Raw genomic sequence first — 15,548 nt, forward strand, 5'->3', positions numbered from 1 at the left:
ACCGGATGGCAGCCGAGCCCGAGATCCTGGCGGAACTGCAGCGGCTGCGAGCCCGCGTCCCGCAGCTCACCGGCGCACTCGCCGCGAGCGTCGACGGCCTCGTCCTGGCCCACGACACTCCGGGCGTGGAACCGGAGGGCCTGGCCGCCCTCACCGCGACCGCGCTCGGCGTGGCCGTGCGCATGGCGGACCTGACCGGCCGCGGCGCACTGCGCGAACTGCTCGTACGGGGTGTGCACGGTTACGTCGCCACCTACGCGGCGGGCCGCGGCGCCGTGCTGACGCTGCTCGCCGAGGACCGCGCCAACGTCGGCCGCCTGCACCTGGAAGGCCGCCGGGCCGGGACGCGCATCGGTGAACTGGTCGACGCCGCGATGGCGGCGGGCGGCCCCGCCGGGGCCCCGGCCGGACCAGCGAAACCGCCCGCGAGGGCCCCCGTCCTGCGGACCAGGACCCCACGCGCCACCCGCACCACCGAAAACACCACAGAAAGCACCACCGGAAACATCACGGAAAGCACCACCGGAAGCACCACCGACAGCTGACAGAAGAAACAGAAGCAGACAGCAGACAGCAGAAAGAGAGACCGGCCATGGCCAACACCGAGACCTGCCTGAAGGAAGCGCTCGCCTCCATCGAGGGCGCCACCGGGGTCGCGCTCGTCGACTACACCAGCGGCATGGCGCTGGGCACGATGGGCGGCAGCAAGACCTTCGACCTGAACGTCGCCGCCGCCGGCAACACCGACGTCGTACGGGCCAAGATGCGCACCATGGAACACCTCGGCCTCAAGGGGCAGATCGAGGACATCCTGATCACCCTGAGCGACCAGTACCACGTGATCCGTCTGATCGCCGGGCGCGGCGGCAACGGCCTCTTCCTCTACCTGGTGCTGGACGCCAAGCGGGCCAACCTGGCGATGGCCCGCCACCAGTTGAAGCGGATCGAGGAGGACCTGGAGGTCTGAGCCGTACGGCGCCGTGCCGGCCTGCCGCCGGGCTTCCTAGACGAGGGCCGCGGTGCGGCGGCGGGCACCTCCGGGGGCCGCGTCGCCCGCCGCGGTGCCCGTGCTGCGGTACCCCTTGACCGCCTTGCCCGCGGGGCGCCCGCCGTCGGGGCCGAGCCAGTCCACGCGCACCCACAGCAGCGCGTCCCCGGCCCGCTCGCGCCGCCCGAGCCAGGCGGCCTTGAGCCGCAGCCCGATCCCGGCGCCCGCCAGCAGCATGCCGCCGGCCGCCGGCAGGGCGAAGGAGCTGCCCAGCGCCGCAGCGAACGCCAGCAGCAGCCACCACCGGTGCCCCCGGCGCCAGGCGCGGGCGGTGACCGCCCGGTCCTGGAGCACGTCGTGCCGTCCGGCGCGGGCGGCGCCGTGGGCGAGCGCGGTGTAGCGGCGGCGCCGGACGAGGACCACGACGGCCGCGCTCACGAGGAGCAGCGCGGCCCCCGACAGCACCCCGATCCGCCGCCCGGTCAGCCCCGGCGGCACCGCTCCGGCCGCCGCCGCGACCACCCCGAGCCACCACATCGGTGCCGCCCCGGCCCGTACGACGACGGCCACCCGGGCCAGTCCCCGACCTCCACGGTCCCCGCGCGTTCCGCGTGCCACGTGCTGCCTCCTTCTCGCCCCGGCACACTCGAATCAGTCCGGGCGGGAGGCTAGCGAGCGTTCGTGAGACGAGTCTGAGAGCAGCGGCGAGACCTCTGGGCCCCCGGCCCTCCCGGACGCAGAGCCCCTCAGCCCTCTCGGGCCACCCAGCCACCCGGCCCACTCGGTCACCCGGGCCATTCGGCACTCGGGGCGCTCAGTCCCCCGGGGTCTCTCAGTCCTCGAAGAGGCCGCGCGCCGCCGCCTTCACGTCGAACTCCTCCAGCCGTGCCTGCGCGTCGGGCAGGTCGTCGCACATGGCCTCGAGGAGCACCCGGCCCAGCAGCATCGGCGCGCAGGCGGTGTCGAAGGCGAGTCCGGTGCCGACGGCCGCGGGCAGCAGCAGGTCGGAGTGGCGGGCGACCGGCGCGAACGCCGAGTCCGCGACGGTGACGACGGCCAGGCCGGCCTCCTTGGCGTAGGCGAGGGTGTCCACCACCTCCCGCGGGTGGCGCGGCAGCGCGAAGCAGAGCAGCGCCGACGCCCCGGCCCGTACGGCGCCGTCGATACGGTCCTGGATCATCGTGCCGCCCTCGTCGAGCAGCCGTACGTCCGGGTGGACCTTGCGGGCGAAGTACGCGAAGCCGTAGGCCTGGGAGGCCGCGGCCCGCAGCCCGAGGACGGGCAGCGGACGCGAGGCGGCGAGGAGGCGGCCCGCCTCCCGCACCGGCCCGGGATCGGCGAGCGCCTCGACCAGGTGCCGCAGGTTCTCGATCTCCGCCTCGACGGCCTGCTGGTACTCGTTGGCCGAGACGGGGCGGTCCGCCGGTTCGGCGGGCGCGACCTCGCGCAGGTGCCGGCGCAGGGCCGGGTAGCCGTCGAAGCCGAGGGCGACCGCGAAGCGGGTGACCGACGGCTGGCTGACCCCGGCGAGTTCGGCCAGCTCCACGCTGGACAGGAACGGCACCTCGGCGGCGCGCCGGACCATGCTGTGCGCGATGCGCCGCTGGGTCGGCGTGAGCCGGTGCCCCTCGAAGAGCGCCTGCAGCCGTGCGGCAGGGCTGTCGGTCACGCTCATGCCGTGCTCCCCCTCCAGAAGTCGTCGACGCCCCGGGAGAGTACTCCCCGACCAGTTCCTATTCAGACACCAAGAACTCTGCATGAGGTCATACAGTCCCGGCAAGGGAACGACCAAGGGTCGCCCAATCTGCACGGAATGTGATCGATCGTGTGCTAATCGTGAACGGACGCGGAGCGCGCGACCCCTGCGACCGCGGTCCGGCCCCCACCCGGGGCCGTTGTGACGGCCACCGCCGTCGGCGTTCTTGCCGCAGCCGCAGCACGGGCGACGCCGACGGCGGCCGGCCCCCGGCGAGCAGGGGGGCTAGCCCCAGTGCGGCGGGCGGGCGGGCTCCCTAGCCTGGAGCGCATGACGGGAATGGACGCGCGCGACGCCGACCTGAAGAAGGAACTCGACGCCACCCTGCAGGCCCGCAGGGAACTGGGCCCGGAGTACGAGTCCGAGCTGGTCGAATCGTTCCTGGAGAAGGTCGACCAGCGCATCGACGGCGCCGTCGAGCGGCGGCTGCGGCGTCAGACGGCCGAGCAGCAGATGACGGCGACCCGCAGCGCCCGGTCGCCCCGGGCCACCGACTCCTTCGGCGAGCGCTTCGGCTTCGGCATCGTCTCGCTCGTGCTGGCCGTGCCGCTCTCCGCCATCGGCGCCGGCACCGCTCACCTGCCCGGGCTCATCGTCGCCTGGGCCGGGATCGTCGGCGTCAACGCCGTCCAGGCCGCCCGCACCAACCCGGGCCTCTTCGCCCGGCGCCGCCGCTCCTCCGGGAGCGACGACTGGGACGACTGACCCGAAGGTGCGCGGGGACCGCCGCACCCCCGGCACCGGGGGGCGGGACGACGGCGGTCCCCGCGAGGGGCGCGGGCCGGGTCAGGCCGGGCCCTGCGCCCTGGGCGTCCATGGAGGTCCGGGAGCCGCTCCGGAGGTCCTTGACGCCGTATCGGGTCGCCGGCCCGGAGGACGTATCCTCCCGGAGCGCGTCGTCACGCCCGGGCGGTGGGTCCGCCTCCCCGCCGGCACCCACCACTGTTCCGGACGCGTGTTAAGCGGGTGCTGCGGGCACATGACACGCGCGTAGCGCTTGCGCGACCGCGCCTCGGGCGGAGGTCACCGCGCGTTCTTCGCAGCCGCCCGCCGGTCGGCGGGCGTTCGCTACTGCTTCCCGCCCTTCGCGAGGAAGGCCAGCAGGTCCTGCCGGCTGACCACGCCGGTCGGCTTGCCCTCCACCAGGACGATCGCCGCGTCGGCCGTGCCGAGCACCGACATGAGGTCGGCGACCGGCTCGCCGGAGCCGACCTGCGGCAGCGGGGCGCACAGGTGCTTCTCCAGCGGGTCCTCCAGGGAGGCGCGCTTGGTGAACAGCGCGTCCAGCAGCTCGCGTTCGACGACGGAGCCGACCACCTCGGCGGCCATGACGTCGGGGTGACCGGCGCCCGGCTTCACGATGGGCATCTGCGAGACGCCGTACTCGCGCAGCACCTCGATGGCCTGGCCGACGGTCTCGTCCGGGTGCATGTGCACGAGGGAGGGGATGGAACCGCCCTCCTTGTCGCTGAGCACGTCACCGACGCGGGCGCTCGGGCCCTCGTCCTCCAGGAAGCCGTAGTCGGCCATCCACTCGTCGTTGAAGATCTTCGAGAGGTAGCCGCGCCCGCTGTCGGGCAGCAGCACCACGACGACGTCGTCCGGGCCGAGCCGCTCTGCCACCTCCAGCGCCGCCACGACCGCCATGCCGCAGGAGCCGCCGACCAGGAGGCCCTCCTCCTTGGCCAGGCGGCGGGTCATCTGGAAGGAGTCCTTGTCGGAGACGGCCACGATCTCGTCGGCGACGTCCCGGTCGTAGGCGGTGGGCCAGAAGTCCTCGCCGACGCCCTCGACGAGGTACGGCCGCCCGGAGCCGCCGGAGTACACCGAGCCCTCGGGGTCGGCACCGACGACCTTGACCCGGCCGTCGCTGGCGTCCTTCAGGTAGCGGCCGGTGCCGGAGATGGTGCCGCCGGTGCCGACGCCCGCCACGAAGTGGGTGATCCGCCCCTCCGTCTGCTCCCACAGCTCGGGGCCGGTGGAGTGATAGTGCGAGAGGGGGTTGTTCGGGTTGGAGTACTGGTCGGGCTTCCAGGCGCCGGGCGTCTCACGGACGAGACGGTCGGAGACGTTGTAGTAGGAGTCCGGGTGCTCGGGCGCCACCGCCGTCGGGCACACCACGACCTCCGCGCCGTACGCGCGCAGCACGTTGATCTTGTCGGTGGAGACCTTGTCCGGGCACACGAAGATGCACTTGTAGCCCTTCTGCTGGGCCACGATGGCCAGGCCGACACCGGTGTTCCCGCTGGTCGGCTCGACGATCGTGCCGCCCGGCTTCAGCTCGCCGCTCTTCTCGGCCGCCTCGATCATGCGCAGGGCGATGCGGTCCTTCACGGAGCCGCCCGGGTTGAAGTACTCGACCTTGGCCAGGACGGTCGCCTTGATGCCCCTGGTGACGCTGTTGAGCCGCACCAGCGGCGTGTTGCCGACGAGGCTGATCATCGAGTCGTGGATTTGCACCGTTGTCTCCGGTTGCTGCAAAAGGTGTGGTCGTGGTGGTTCGGCCAGCCTAAGGCCAGCGGTCCGCGCGGGGCGGGCGTTCACTCCCTGTCGAGATTGGGCGACGGTCGGTACGGGGCAAGGAGTGGGTGAGGCTATGCGGGAGGTGGCGGCGGCATGACGAGCATGTCGAGGGCGAGGGCGGCCCGGCGGATCGCGGCCGGCGCGGCGTACGGCGGCGGGGGGCTCGGACTGGTCGGGGCCGCCACCCTGGGGCTGCTGGTGGCCGAGGTGCAGATGGCCCGGCGCCACGTGGGCAACGGCACGGACAACCACGTACCGGTCGCGGCCGGGCTGTACGGACATGTGTACGACGCTCCCGGCGAACCGCCGCTGCGGCTGACCATGCTCGGTGACTCCACTGCCGCGGGGCAGGGCGTCCACCGGGCCGGGCAGACACCGGGCGCGCTGCTGGCGTCCGGGCTCGCGGCGGTGGCCGAGCGTCCGGTGCGGCTGCGCAACGTGGCGGTGCCCGGTGCCCGGTCCGACGACCTGGACCGCCAGGTGGCGCTGGTGCTCGCCCACCCGGCCGACGTGCCGGACATCTGCGTGATCATGATCGGGGCGAACGACGTCACCCACCGGATGCCGCCCACGCGTTCGGTGCGCCACCTGTCGGCGGCGGTACGGCGGCTGCGTACGGCCGGCGCGGAGGTGGTGGTCGGCACCTGTCCCGACCTGGGCACGATCGAGCCGGTGCAGCAGCCGCTGCGCTGGCTGGCCCGCCGGGCCTCACGGCAGCTGGCCGCGGCGCAGACGATCGGGGTGGTGGAGCAGGGGGGTCGCACCGTGTCCCTGGGCGACCTGCTGGGCCCGGAGTTCGCGGCCAACCCGCGGGAGCTGTTCGGCCCCGACAACTACCACCCGTCCGCCGAGGGGTACGCCACGGCGGCGATGGCGGTCCTGCCGACGGTGTGCGCGGCACTGGAACTGTGGCCGGCGGAGGAGGAGCGCCCGGACGTATCGCGCCGCGAGGGGTTCCTGCCGGTGGCCCGGGCGGCCGCGGAGGCGGCCTCCGAGGCCGGTACGGAGGTCACCGCTGTGATGCCCACCGGCCCCCGGGGCCCCTGGGCCCTCCTCAAACGACGCCGCCGCCGGCGGGTCCCCGAACCCCAGCCGTCCCAGGTCACCCCGTCCGCGTGACCGGGTCGTCACGGAGAGGCACTCCCACCGGCAAAGCAAGCGCTTAGAAAACTGCGGTCAGGGTCACACCGCCATACCCGTGACCAGGACCATACGTACGGGTAACTTCCCATCCAGCCCTGCTCGTCCACTCCCCTCCCGTGGAGCCGTGATGCCCGAAGCCGTCATCGTCTCGACCGCCCGCTCCCCCATCGGCCGCGCCGGCAAGGGGTCCCTCAAGGACCTGCGCCCCGACGACCTGACCGCGACGATCGTCCAGACGGCGCTCGCCAAGATCCCCGAGCTGGACCCGCGGGACATCGACGACCTGATGCTCGGCTGCGGTCTGCCCGGCGGCGAGCAGGGCCACAACCTCGGCCGGATCGTCGCCGTGCAGATGGGCATGGACCACCTGCCCGGCTGCACGATCACCCGGTACTGCTCCTCCTCGCTGCAGACCTCCCGCATGGCGCTGCACGCCATCAAGGCGGGCGAGGGCGACGTGTTCGTCTCGGCCGGTGTCGAGATGGTCTCCCGCTTCGGCAAGGGCAGCTCCGACGGGCTCCCGGACACGCACAACCCGCTCTTCGCCGAGGCCGAGGCCCGCACCGCCGCCGTGGCCCGGTCCGAGGGCTCCACCTGGCACGACCCGCGCGAGGACGGCCTGCTCCCGGACGCCTACATCGCGATGGGCCAGACCGCCGAGAACCTGGCCCGCCTCAAGGGCATCACCCGCCAGGACATGGACGAGTTCGGCGTCCGCTCGCAGAACCTCGCCGAGGAGGCCATCAAGAACGGCTTCTGGGAGCGGGAGATCACCCCGGTGACGCTGCCCGACGGCACGGTCGTCGGCAAGGACGACGGCCCGCGCGCCGGGGTCACCATGGAGGGCGTGGCCGGCCTCAAGCCGGTCTTCCGCCCCGACGGCCTGGTCACCGCCGGCAACTGCTGCCCGCTCAACGACGGCGCCGCCGCGCTCGTCATCATGTCCGACACCAAGGCCCGCGAGCTGGGCCTGACCCCGCTCGCCCGGATCGTCTCCACGGGCGTGTCCGGCCTGTCCCCGGAGATCATGGGCCTCGGCCCGGTCGAGGCCAGCAAGCAGGCGCTGAAGCGGGCCGGCCTGACCATCGACGACATCGACCTGGTCGAGATCAACGAGGCGTTCGCCGCCCAGGTGATCCCCTCCTACCGCGACCTCGGCATCGACCTCGACAAGCTCAACGTCAACGGCGGCGCCATCGCGGTCGGCCACCCCTTCGGCATGACCGGCGCCCGCATCACCGGCACGCTGATCAACTCGCTGCAGTTCCACGACAAGCAGTTCGGCCTGGAGACGATGTGCGTCGGCGGCGGCCAGGGCATGGCGATGGTCGTCGAACGCCTCAGCTGACCCTCACGCCCCTCCCGCAACGCCCCTTGATGCACCGTCAGTGGCTGCCATAGCACCGACCGTGAGCAAACGGCCCGGAATCCGGAAAACTCCCGGAATCCGGGCCGTTCTGTGATCCAATCTCCCCCAGAGTGTGACCTATCTCCCTCGGGGAGGAGATCTCCGCAGGTCAGCGATGGCCCCTCAGGCGGCTCAAGCGTCCCGCGCGCCACATTCCTGTCCGTTTCGTGACGTTACGCACTGACAGCTAGATAGTCCGCCCTTCAAGCTGATGTAGGAAGTCGGGGGTCGACCATGAACCCGGGAGTACGTCAGTGAGCGCCATGCCCATCGCCCTGCTGCTCACCACGGCCGCCACCGGCGCCGTGGGCGTCGCCGTCCTGCGCACCCTGTTCGCCCTGCGCCGCCAGGTGACCGCACTGCAGAACCAGCTCGCGGAGAACCACGCCGCCACCGCGCGCGCCCTCCTGCCCGCGGCCCGCAGCCGAACGGACACCGAGCAGATACGCGGCGCCGTGGTCCAGGCGCTCGCGGAGGAGCGGGAGCGGGAACTGGCCGAGGCACGCGCCTTCTGGGCCGCCCAGGAGGCCCGCGACGCCGCCGACACCCCGTCCCTGCTCGGGCTGCCCGACAGTGAGCTGTTCCTGCCGCGCCAGGCCGATCTGGCCGGCCTGGAGTTCCTGGAGCCGGTGACCGAGTCCGGCGGGGAGGCCGACGAGTTCTCCGGCCTGTCCGGCAAGGACGCCGCGGCGGGCGTCACGGGCGACTCCCCGGAGCTGGCCGCGGCCCGCCGCCGCCACCCCTCGCACCCGGACTTCACCCCGCACCCGTCCCCGGTCGTCGGCGACCACGAGCGCACCGTCGCCACGCTGGAGGAGCTGGCCGACTCCCGGGTGGAGCTGGCCGACGTCCGCCCGGGCCCGCTGGGCACCCTCGACGTCTACGTCTTCGCCGACGGTACGACGCTGTGCATGACCCCGGGCCACCGCGAGACCGCGGAGCGGCTGGCCGCGGCCCTGCGGGCGGGCGAGTCCCCGGTCCTGCTCGGCGGCTCGGGCGTGTCCGGCGCCTACACCCTGACCTTCGCCTGCGGCGAGGAGAACGTGTACATCCTGGCGGACCGGGTCATCGCCTCGCTGTGACCGGCCGGCCTGCCGCCGGCCGCGCCGCCGGCCTCGCGCGGGTGTTCACACGCCCGCGCGTTTCTGCGCCTCCTCCACCAGGCGCACCGCCTCCTCGACCTCGGCCTCGCTCGTGAGGACGAGCGCCAGATCGTGTCCGGCGACGGTCACCTGGTCCGCCGCCGCGAACATCCCGGCGTCGGGCATCTGGCGCGGCTCGGCCCCGGGGTCCTCCAGCAGTTGCGCCCGCCGGGCGAACTCCCTGGCCAGTCCCAGCGCCTCGGCGGCGCCCGCCCGCTGCAGCCGGCTCTGCGGCGCCGCCCTCAGACGGTCGGCGAAGTGATCCACTGCCCGGGTCAGAGATGTCGTGTCCACCACGCCGCGAGACTACGCGCCGCACCCGGACTGTTGCCAACGCGCGCACGCTCAGGCACGGTGACGTGAAGGACCGGCTTCGATAGCGTCCGGAGGCGCCGATGTCCCAAGTCTTCTCCGAAGAGACCCACCGCAACCTGCTCGCCCGCATCCCCCAGTGCACCGGTCGTGAGCTGTCCGACTGGCTGCGCACCGTCGAAGAAGGCCCCGCCCTCTGCTTCGAGGAACGGCTCAGCTGGCTCCGTCAGGAGCACGACCTCGCCTACGGCCACGCGAAGGCGATCATCCACGAGTACGACCTGAGGAGGGCGGCGCGCAAACTGCTCTAGTGCTGGCGCGCATCAGGGTGAACACGTACGCGTGTCCCGTCCCCGCGGTGACCCCGTACGTGCGCGAGGGCCCCGGCCGAAGCCGGGGCCCTCGCGCGTGCCGTGCCCGCTGCGGCGCGGGCGAGGCGCTAGTCGTTGCTGTTGAGGATCGCGATGAGCCGCAGGAACTCCATGTAGATCCACACCAGCGTCAGCGTGAGGCCGAAGGCCGCGAGCCAGGCCTCCTCGCGCGGGGCGCCGTAGGCGACACCGTCCTCGACCTGCTTGAAGTCGAGGGCGAGGAAGCAGGCGCCGAGCAGCACGCCGATGATGCCGAAGACGATGCCGAGGCCGCCGCTGCGGAAGCCGAGGCCGTCGCCGCCGCCGAACACGGCGAACAGTGTGTTGACCACCATCAGCAGCACGAAGCCGAGCGCGGCGGCCATCACGAAGCCGTAGAACCGGCGGTTGACGCGGATCCAGCCCGCCTTGTACGCGACCAGGACGGCGGCGAAGACCGCCATCGTGCCGATCACGGCCTGCATCGCGGCACCGCTCGCGATGCGGTTGTCGACCACGCTGGAGAGCACGCCGAGGAAGACACCCTCGAACGCCGCGTAGGCCAGGATCAGCGCGGGCGAGGCCTTGCGCTTGAAGGACTGCACGAAGCCCAGCACCATCGCGATCAGCGCGGCGCCGATCCCGAGGCCGTAGGAACGGCTGATGTGGGCGTCGTCGACCGGCAGCAGCGCCCAGGCGAGCGCGGCCGTGACGACCAGCACGCCGAGGGTGGACGCCGTACGGGTGACGACGTCGTCCATCGTCATCCGGCCGGCGGTGGCCGGCGCCTGCGGGGGCGTGCCGTACTGCACGTCCTGCTGCGCGTAGGGGTTCTGAGCGTAAGGGTTCTGCGCGTAGGGGTTGCCGCTCTGCTGGGCGTACGGATTGCCCTGCGTGCCGACTGCGGGGCCCCCGGCCTGCGGCGCGGTGTTGAAGCCCGCGTAGCCGTTGTCGCGGCTGAACCCCCGTCGCGAGAAGACCGGGTTTCTGCTCCTCATCTCACTCCTCCACGGCCGCACGTCGCGGCCTTGGCTCAAGAGTAATGGAACGGCAAAGGATCGACCCTACTACCTGGGAAGGATCTTTCCCTCATCCTGCTGCGGAACACGCTACGCGGGCGGGTGATTCCCGGCGACGGCCGGGGCCATTCATGACCGATCCGGGACACGGCCGGAATCGGACGGAGATCCACCGGGGTCCGGCACCGGCCGGGGCCGCCCGAGCGGGAAGCCGGTGCAGGGCTCGGCGAGGTCCGCCCCGGCGGCCCGGCAGGACGCGATCCGCTCCAGCCGGGCCGGTTGCAGGCGCTCCTCGAAGCCGGTGGCATCCGGCGCCCGGTGCAGCATCGTCGTCATGTCGTGGCTGAACCGCTCCGCCTGCCAGACGCGCCGCAGGCAGGTCGCCGAGTAGGCGTCCAGCAGTTCGTCGGAGCCGGTCCGCCCGCGGTGCGCCAGCGCCCGCGCGAAGGTGACGACGTCGCCGACGGCGAGGTTCGGTCCCTTGGCCCCGGTCGGCGGGACGATGCGGGCGGCGTCCCCGGCGAGGAAGAGCCGGCCGTGGCGCATGGGCTCGTGGACGTGGGACCGCACGGGGGTCACCGACTTCCCTGTGATCGGCCCGCGGTCGAGGCGCCAGTCGTCGTCGGTCTCCGGCCGGCGCTCCGGCTCGTCCCAGATCTCCTCGTCCGGCCAGGTGGCGGCGTCGGTGCCGGCGGGCTCTCCAGGACGACCGAGTCGATGCCCGCGCGACGGAGCAGCCGGGCGAGAAGCAGGCCGGCCGGACCCGCTCCGACGATGCCGGCCGCGGTGCGCATCGGGGCGTTCCTTCCGGGGTCCGTGAATTCGTCCGCGTGGAAGGCGGCGGAGACAGGAGGAAAAACGGCGCCTTCCGGATAAGGCCGGAGGAAAGGCGCCGTTGAGGCGGTTGTGCCCGGAACCGGACTTGAACCGGTACGCCCGCGAGGGGCAGCGAGGTTTAAGCTCGCCGTGTCTGCATTCCACCATCCGGGCAGGCCATGGGCTCCGCGCTGAGATTCCGAGCCTATCGGGAGGCACCCTTCGGGCACCGGGCAGGCGGACCGATGTTGTCTTATTTTATTGACGTCTGAGGGTGCATCAGCACTCGGTAGAGGCCATCGGCACTTGCCAACAGCCTTGCGGTCGGCAGGCGGCCGTGTACGCGAAATGACGGAATTTCACCGTCCGAACAAGGACGCTCCACCTGTTCCTGACCTCCCGCTTCGGGGCGCAGACGGCCGCGCCGCCCTCAGGGACCGGTCTCATCCCCAGGTATGACACGGACGCCCACGGTCCGACCCGAGTCGCCCCCCGGAACCGGAACAGCGGCTGACTCCACGCACCGGATCGCCGGGAACGATGGAAGACGTCCCGGAAAACCGGGTACCGCGGACACCGAGCACCGCGCACCGAGACCCGTCCTCGTCCCGACAGGAGCACCCACCCGTGACCACCTCTTCCATCGCCGGACGCGCCACCGCCGTGGCCGCGCGCGCCACGGATCTGTCGAAGATCTACGGACAGGGCGAGACCCAGGTGGTCGCCCTCGACCGGGTCTCCGTCGACTTCGCGCAGGCCGAGTTCACCGCGATCATGGGCCCCTCCGGGTCCGGCAAGTCCACGCTGATGCACTGCGTGGCGGGCCTGGACACCTTCTCCTCCGGTTCGGTGCGCATCGGCGACACGGAGCTGGGCTCCCTGAAGGACAAGCAGCTCACCAAGTTGCGCCGGGACAAGATCGGGTTCATCTTCCAGGCGTTCAACCTGCTGCCGACGCTGACGGGGCTGGAGAACATCACGCTGCCCATGGACATCGCGGGCCGCAAGCCGGACAAGCAGTGGCTGGACAGGGTCATCGACATGGTGGGCCTGTCCGGGCGCCTGGGCCACCGGCCCTCGCAGCTCTCCGGCGGCCAGCAGCAGCGCGTCGCCGTCGCGCGGGCCCTGGCGTCCAAGCCGGACATCATCTTCGGCGACGAGCCCACCGGGAACCTCGACTCGCGCTCGGGCGCCGAGGTGCTGGGCTTCCTGCGCAACTCCGTGCGCGAGCTGGGCCAGACCGTGGTGATGGTCACCCACGACCCGGTGGCGGCGGCGTACGCGGACCGCGTGGTGTTCCTCGCGGACGGCCGGATCGTGGACCAGTTGTACGGGCCGACGGCGGACGCCGTCCTGGACCGCATGAAGCAGTTCGACGCCAAGGGCCGCACCAGCTGAACCACCGGCCCGGCAGCCACGGGCCGCACCGGCCGGACCGCCGGGCCGGACCGCCGGCCCGGCACCGCAGGCCGCGCCGGCCGCCCCCGCCTCGCCCCCCACCTCGTACACCTGGACTGAGACAACCCATGTTCCGCACCGCCTTGCGCAACGTTCTCGCGCACAAGGCCCGGCTCCTCATGACCGTGCTCGCCGTGATGCTCGGCGTCGCCTTCGTGTCGGGGACCCTGGTCTTCACCAACACCATCTCCGACGCCTACCAGAACAGTTCCGCCAAGGGCTTCGGCCACGTCGACGTGGCCGTCGAGGCCAAGTACCAGGACAGCGAGGGCGACCGGGTCGGCAGCGCCCCCGACCTGACCCAGTCGCTGCTGGAGCGCAGCGCCCGGGTGCCGGGCGCGGCCTCGGCGCTCGGCGTGGTCAAGGGCTTCACCGCGATCGCCGACAAGGACGGCAAGCTGATCGGCAGCGGCTTCCAGTCCGAGGGCGGCAACTACTCGGGCGCGAAGGACCCCCGCTACCCGCTGGCCTCCGGCACCGCCCCGCACGGCGAGGACCAGGTGCTCATCGACTCCGAGACCGCCCGCCGGGCCGGTTACCGGGTCGGCGACAAGGTGCGCGTCTCCGTGGACGGCCCGGTCCTCACCCCCACCGTCAGCGGCATCTTCACCACCGACGACGGCAACGTCACAGCAGGCGGCAGCCTCGCCCTGTTCGACACGGCCACCGCCCAGAAGCTGTTCGGCAAGCCGGGCACGTACGACGAGATCGACGTGAAGGCGAAGCCGGGCGTCGGTCAGGCGGCCCTGAAGGCGCAGCTGGACGCGGCGCTGCCCAAGGGCAAGACGGAGACCACCACCGCGCAGAAGCTCGCCGACGACCAGGCGAAGGCGATCTCCTCGTCGATGAGCAGCATGAAGCAGGGCCTGCTGGTCTTCGCGGGCATCGCGCTCTTCGTCGGCACGTTCATCATCGCCAACACGTTCACCATGCTGGTCGCCCAGCGCACCAAGGAGCTGGCGCTGATGCGCGCGGTGGGCGCCTCCCGCCGCCAGGTCACCCGGTCCGTGCTGATCGAGGCCTTCGTGGTGGGCGCGGTCGCCGCCGTGACGGGTCTGCTGGCCGGTATCGGCATCGGTGCCGGGCTCAGGTCGCTGCTGGGGTCGTTCGGGGCGACCGTGCCCGACGGGCCGCTGGTCATCACGCCCGGCACGATCGTCGCCGCGCTCGCCGTCGGCGTCCTCGTGACCATGCTGGCCGCGTGGCTGCCCGGCCGCCGCGCCGCGAAGATCCCGCCGGTCGCGGCGATGAGCAGCCTGCACGCCCAGGCCACCACCAAGTCCCTGGTGCTGCGCAACACCCTGGGCGCCCTGTTCTCGGCGGCCGGCATCGCGGTGGTGCTCGCGGCGACCACGATGGACTCCGACTCCGCCCAGGCCCCGATGGGACTCGGCGCGGTGCTGCTGATCATCGGCGTGTTCATCCTGACCCCGCTGCTGTCGCGCCCGCTGATCGCCGCCGCGGCCCCGGTGCTGCGCCTGTTCGGCGTCTCCGGCAAGCTGGCCCGGCAGAACTCGGTGCGCAACCCGCGCCGTACGGCGGCCACCGCCTCCGCGCTGATGATCGGGCTGACCCTGATCACCGGGATGACGGTGATGGCGGGCAGCCTCCAGCAGGCGATCGACAAGATGGCGTCGTCCGCGATCCGCGCCGACTACGTGGTGTCGATGGCCAACGGTCACGACCTCTCCCCGGACGTCGACAAGAAGCTGAGCGGCGCCGAGGGCGTCACCGCGACCAGCCCGCTGCGCAACGCGCCCTCCCGCATCGGCGGCGAGACCGAGTACCTGACCGGCGTCGACGGCGCGGCCATCGGCAAGCTGACCGACCTGAAGGTGCAGGACGGTTCCTTCACGGTCGGCGGCACCCGGGTCGTGGTCGACGACAAGACCGCGAAGAACCACCACTGGACGGCGGGGTCGGGCTTCACCGTCCACTACGAGGACGGCCGCCGGCAGAAGCTCACGGTCGCCGGGGTCTACGAGGGCAACGAGATGATGCGCGGGATCATGCTCGACAACGCCACCCTCGCCCCGCACCAGAGCGACGCGACCGACATGCAGGTCATGGTCAAGACGGCCCACGGCGCCTCCGAGGCCGCCAAGGACAAGCTGGTCGAGGCGCTCGGCTCCAACCCGGCGATCCAGGTCCAGAGCAAGAAGGACATCTCCGACGGCATCGCGAAGGAGTTCACGCTGATGCTGAACATGCTCTACGGCCTGCTCGCCATGGCGGTGATCGTGGCGGTCCTCGGGGTCATCAACACCCTGGCGATGTCGGTCTTCGAGCGTTCGCAGGAGATCGGGATGCTCCGCGCGATCGGCCTGGACCGCAAGGGCATCAAGCGGATGGTCCGCCTGGAGTCCCTGGTGATCGCCCTGTTCGGCGGGGTCCTCGGGATCGGCCTCGGCGTGTTCTTCGGCTGGGCGGTCGGTCAGCTGATCGGCGCCAAGATGCCGACGTACGAACTGATCCTGCCCTGGGGCCGGATGGCGGTCTTCCTGGTGCTGGCGGCGGCCGTCGGTGTCCTGGCCGCCCTGTGGCCGGCCCGCCGCGCGGCCCGCCTGAACATGCTCCAGGCCATCAAGTCGGAGTGATGCGGCCGCGGTGACACCGCACGCATGGGCGAGGGG

General features: G+C 72.1%; 14 protein-coding genes, 1 tRNA gene and 2 pseudogenes. 9 read left to right on the forward strand and 8 right to left on the reverse strand.

From position 1 onward, the window contains the following. The first annotated feature begins 5 nt into the window (after positions 1 to 5). Positions 6 to 545: a roadblock/LC7 domain-containing protein gene (locus ACFC02_RS28085; protein WP_376362915.1), complete on the forward strand. Its 540-nt coding sequence runs from the start codon at positions 6 to 8 to the stop codon at positions 543 to 545. 47 nt (positions 546 to 592) lie between these two features. Then, positions 593 to 967: a hypothetical protein gene (locus ACFC02_RS28090; protein WP_376362918.1), complete on the forward strand. Its 375-nt coding sequence runs from the start codon at positions 593 to 595 to the stop codon at positions 965 to 967. A gap of 36 nt (positions 968 to 1,003) precedes the next feature. Here the strand turns inward: ACFC02_RS28090 and ACFC02_RS28095 are convergent, their stop codons facing one another. Together ACFC02_RS28095 and ACFC02_RS28100 are read right to left on the reverse strand one after the other, a co-directional pair. After that, the gene (locus ACFC02_RS28095) at positions 1,004 to 1,525 is read right to left on the reverse strand and encodes a hypothetical protein (protein ID WP_376362949.1); all 522 of its coding nucleotides are present in this window, start codon (positions 1,523 to 1,525) and stop codon (positions 1,004 to 1,006) included. A 295-nt stretch (positions 1,526 to 1,820) separates the two neighbouring features. Beyond that, on the reverse strand, positions 1,821 to 2,663 hold the full coding sequence (locus tag ACFC02_RS28100; RefSeq protein WP_376362921.1) for a MurR/RpiR family transcriptional regulator: 843 nt from the start codon (positions 2,661 to 2,663) through the stop codon (positions 1,821 to 1,823). 360 nt (positions 2,664 to 3,023) lie between these two features. On the opposite strand from ACFC02_RS28100, the gene ACFC02_RS28105 reads away from it, so the two are divergent. Further along, positions 3,024 to 3,449 carry a hypothetical protein gene (locus ACFC02_RS28105; RefSeq protein WP_376362952.1) on the forward strand — a complete coding sequence of 142 codons (426 nt, stop codon included), beginning with the start codon at positions 3,024 to 3,026 and terminating at the stop codon, positions 3,447 to 3,449. A 363-nt stretch (positions 3,450 to 3,812) separates the two neighbouring features. On the opposite strand, the gene ACFC02_RS28110 is transcribed toward ACFC02_RS28105, so the two are convergent. Beyond that, positions 3,813 to 5,204, reverse strand: coding sequence for a cystathionine beta-synthase (locus ACFC02_RS28110; protein ID WP_376362924.1), 1,392 nt, complete (start codon positions 5,202 to 5,204; stop codon positions 3,813 to 3,815). A 156-nt stretch (positions 5,205 to 5,360) separates the two neighbouring features. On the opposite strand from ACFC02_RS28110, the gene ACFC02_RS28115 reads away from it, so the two are divergent. The 3 genes from ACFC02_RS28115 to ACFC02_RS28125 all read left to right on the forward strand — a co-directional run bounded on the left by ACFC02_RS28115 (position 5,361) and on the right by ACFC02_RS28125 (position 8,900). Continuing rightward, on the forward strand, positions 5,361 to 6,386 hold the full coding sequence (locus tag ACFC02_RS28115) for an SGNH/GDSL hydrolase family protein (RefSeq protein WP_376362927.1): 1,026 nt from the start codon (positions 5,361 to 5,363) through the stop codon (positions 6,384 to 6,386). 151 nt (positions 6,387 to 6,537) lie between these two features. After that, complete coding sequence (locus tag ACFC02_RS28120; protein ID WP_376362930.1) at positions 6,538 to 7,758, forward strand: acetyl-CoA C-acetyltransferase; 1,221 nt, start codon at positions 6,538 to 6,540, stop codon at positions 7,756 to 7,758. Between the two features lie 314 nt (positions 7,759 to 8,072). Continuing rightward, positions 8,073 to 8,900, forward strand: coding sequence for a hypothetical protein (locus ACFC02_RS28125; protein ID WP_376362933.1), 828 nt, complete (start codon positions 8,073 to 8,075; stop codon positions 8,898 to 8,900). A gap of 45 nt (positions 8,901 to 8,945) precedes the next feature. Here the strand turns inward: ACFC02_RS28125 and ACFC02_RS28130 are convergent, their stop codons facing one another. Then, positions 8,946 to 9,257, reverse strand: a complete 312-nt coding sequence (locus ACFC02_RS28130; RefSeq protein WP_360976804.1) for a hypothetical protein — start codon at positions 9,255 to 9,257, stop codon at positions 8,946 to 8,948. A gap of 98 nt (positions 9,258 to 9,355) precedes the next feature. Here ACFC02_RS28130 and ACFC02_RS28135 point away from each other — a divergent pair, with 98 nt between their 5' ends. After that, positions 9,356 to 9,583 carry a DUF4287 domain-containing protein gene (locus ACFC02_RS28135; protein WP_376362936.1) on the forward strand — a complete coding sequence of 76 codons (228 nt, stop codon included), beginning with the start codon at positions 9,356 to 9,358 and terminating at the stop codon, positions 9,581 to 9,583. Between the two features lie 128 nt (positions 9,584 to 9,711). Here the strand turns inward: ACFC02_RS28135 and ACFC02_RS28140 are convergent, their stop codons facing one another. From ACFC02_RS28140 to ACFC02_RS28155, 4 genes and pseudogenes are all read right to left on the reverse strand, one after another. Beyond that, positions 9,712 to 10,620 (reverse strand): Bax inhibitor-1/YccA family protein, encoded by a 909-nt coding sequence (locus ACFC02_RS28140; protein WP_376362938.1) that lies wholly within the window; start codon positions 10,618 to 10,620, stop codon positions 9,712 to 9,714. 150 nt (positions 10,621 to 10,770) lie between these two features. Then, a pseudogene (locus tag ACFC02_RS28145) lies at positions 10,771 to 11,337 on the reverse strand (FAD-dependent monooxygenase); the annotation flags it as partial. A gap of 29 nt (positions 11,338 to 11,366) precedes the next feature. Then, a pseudogene (locus ACFC02_RS28150) lies at positions 11,367 to 11,435 on the reverse strand (FAD-dependent monooxygenase); the annotation flags it as partial. Positions 11,436 to 11,548: 113 nt separating this feature from the next. Beyond that, positions 11,549 to 11,631 (reverse strand) — tRNA-Leu (locus tag ACFC02_RS28155). Positions 11,632 to 12,084: 453 nt separating this feature from the next. Between ACFC02_RS28155 and ACFC02_RS28160 the strand changes: the two genes are divergently transcribed. Both ACFC02_RS28160 and ACFC02_RS28165 read left to right on the forward strand, forming a co-directional pair. Continuing rightward, the gene (locus ACFC02_RS28160) at positions 12,085 to 12,855 is read left to right on the forward strand and encodes an ABC transporter ATP-binding protein (RefSeq protein WP_376362941.1); all 771 of its coding nucleotides are present in this window, start codon (positions 12,085 to 12,087) and stop codon (positions 12,853 to 12,855) included. A 128-nt stretch (positions 12,856 to 12,983) separates the two neighbouring features. Next, entirely contained in the window at positions 12,984 to 15,512 is a 2,529-nt protein-coding gene (locus tag ACFC02_RS28165; protein ID WP_376362944.1) for an ABC transporter permease, read from the forward strand. Positions 15,513 to 15,548: the final 36 nt, after the last annotated feature.

The sequence above is a fragment of the Streptomyces sp. NPDC056160 genome (assembly GCF_042268205.1).
Lineage (GTDB): Bacteria > Actinomycetota > Actinomycetes > Streptomycetales > Streptomycetaceae > Streptomyces.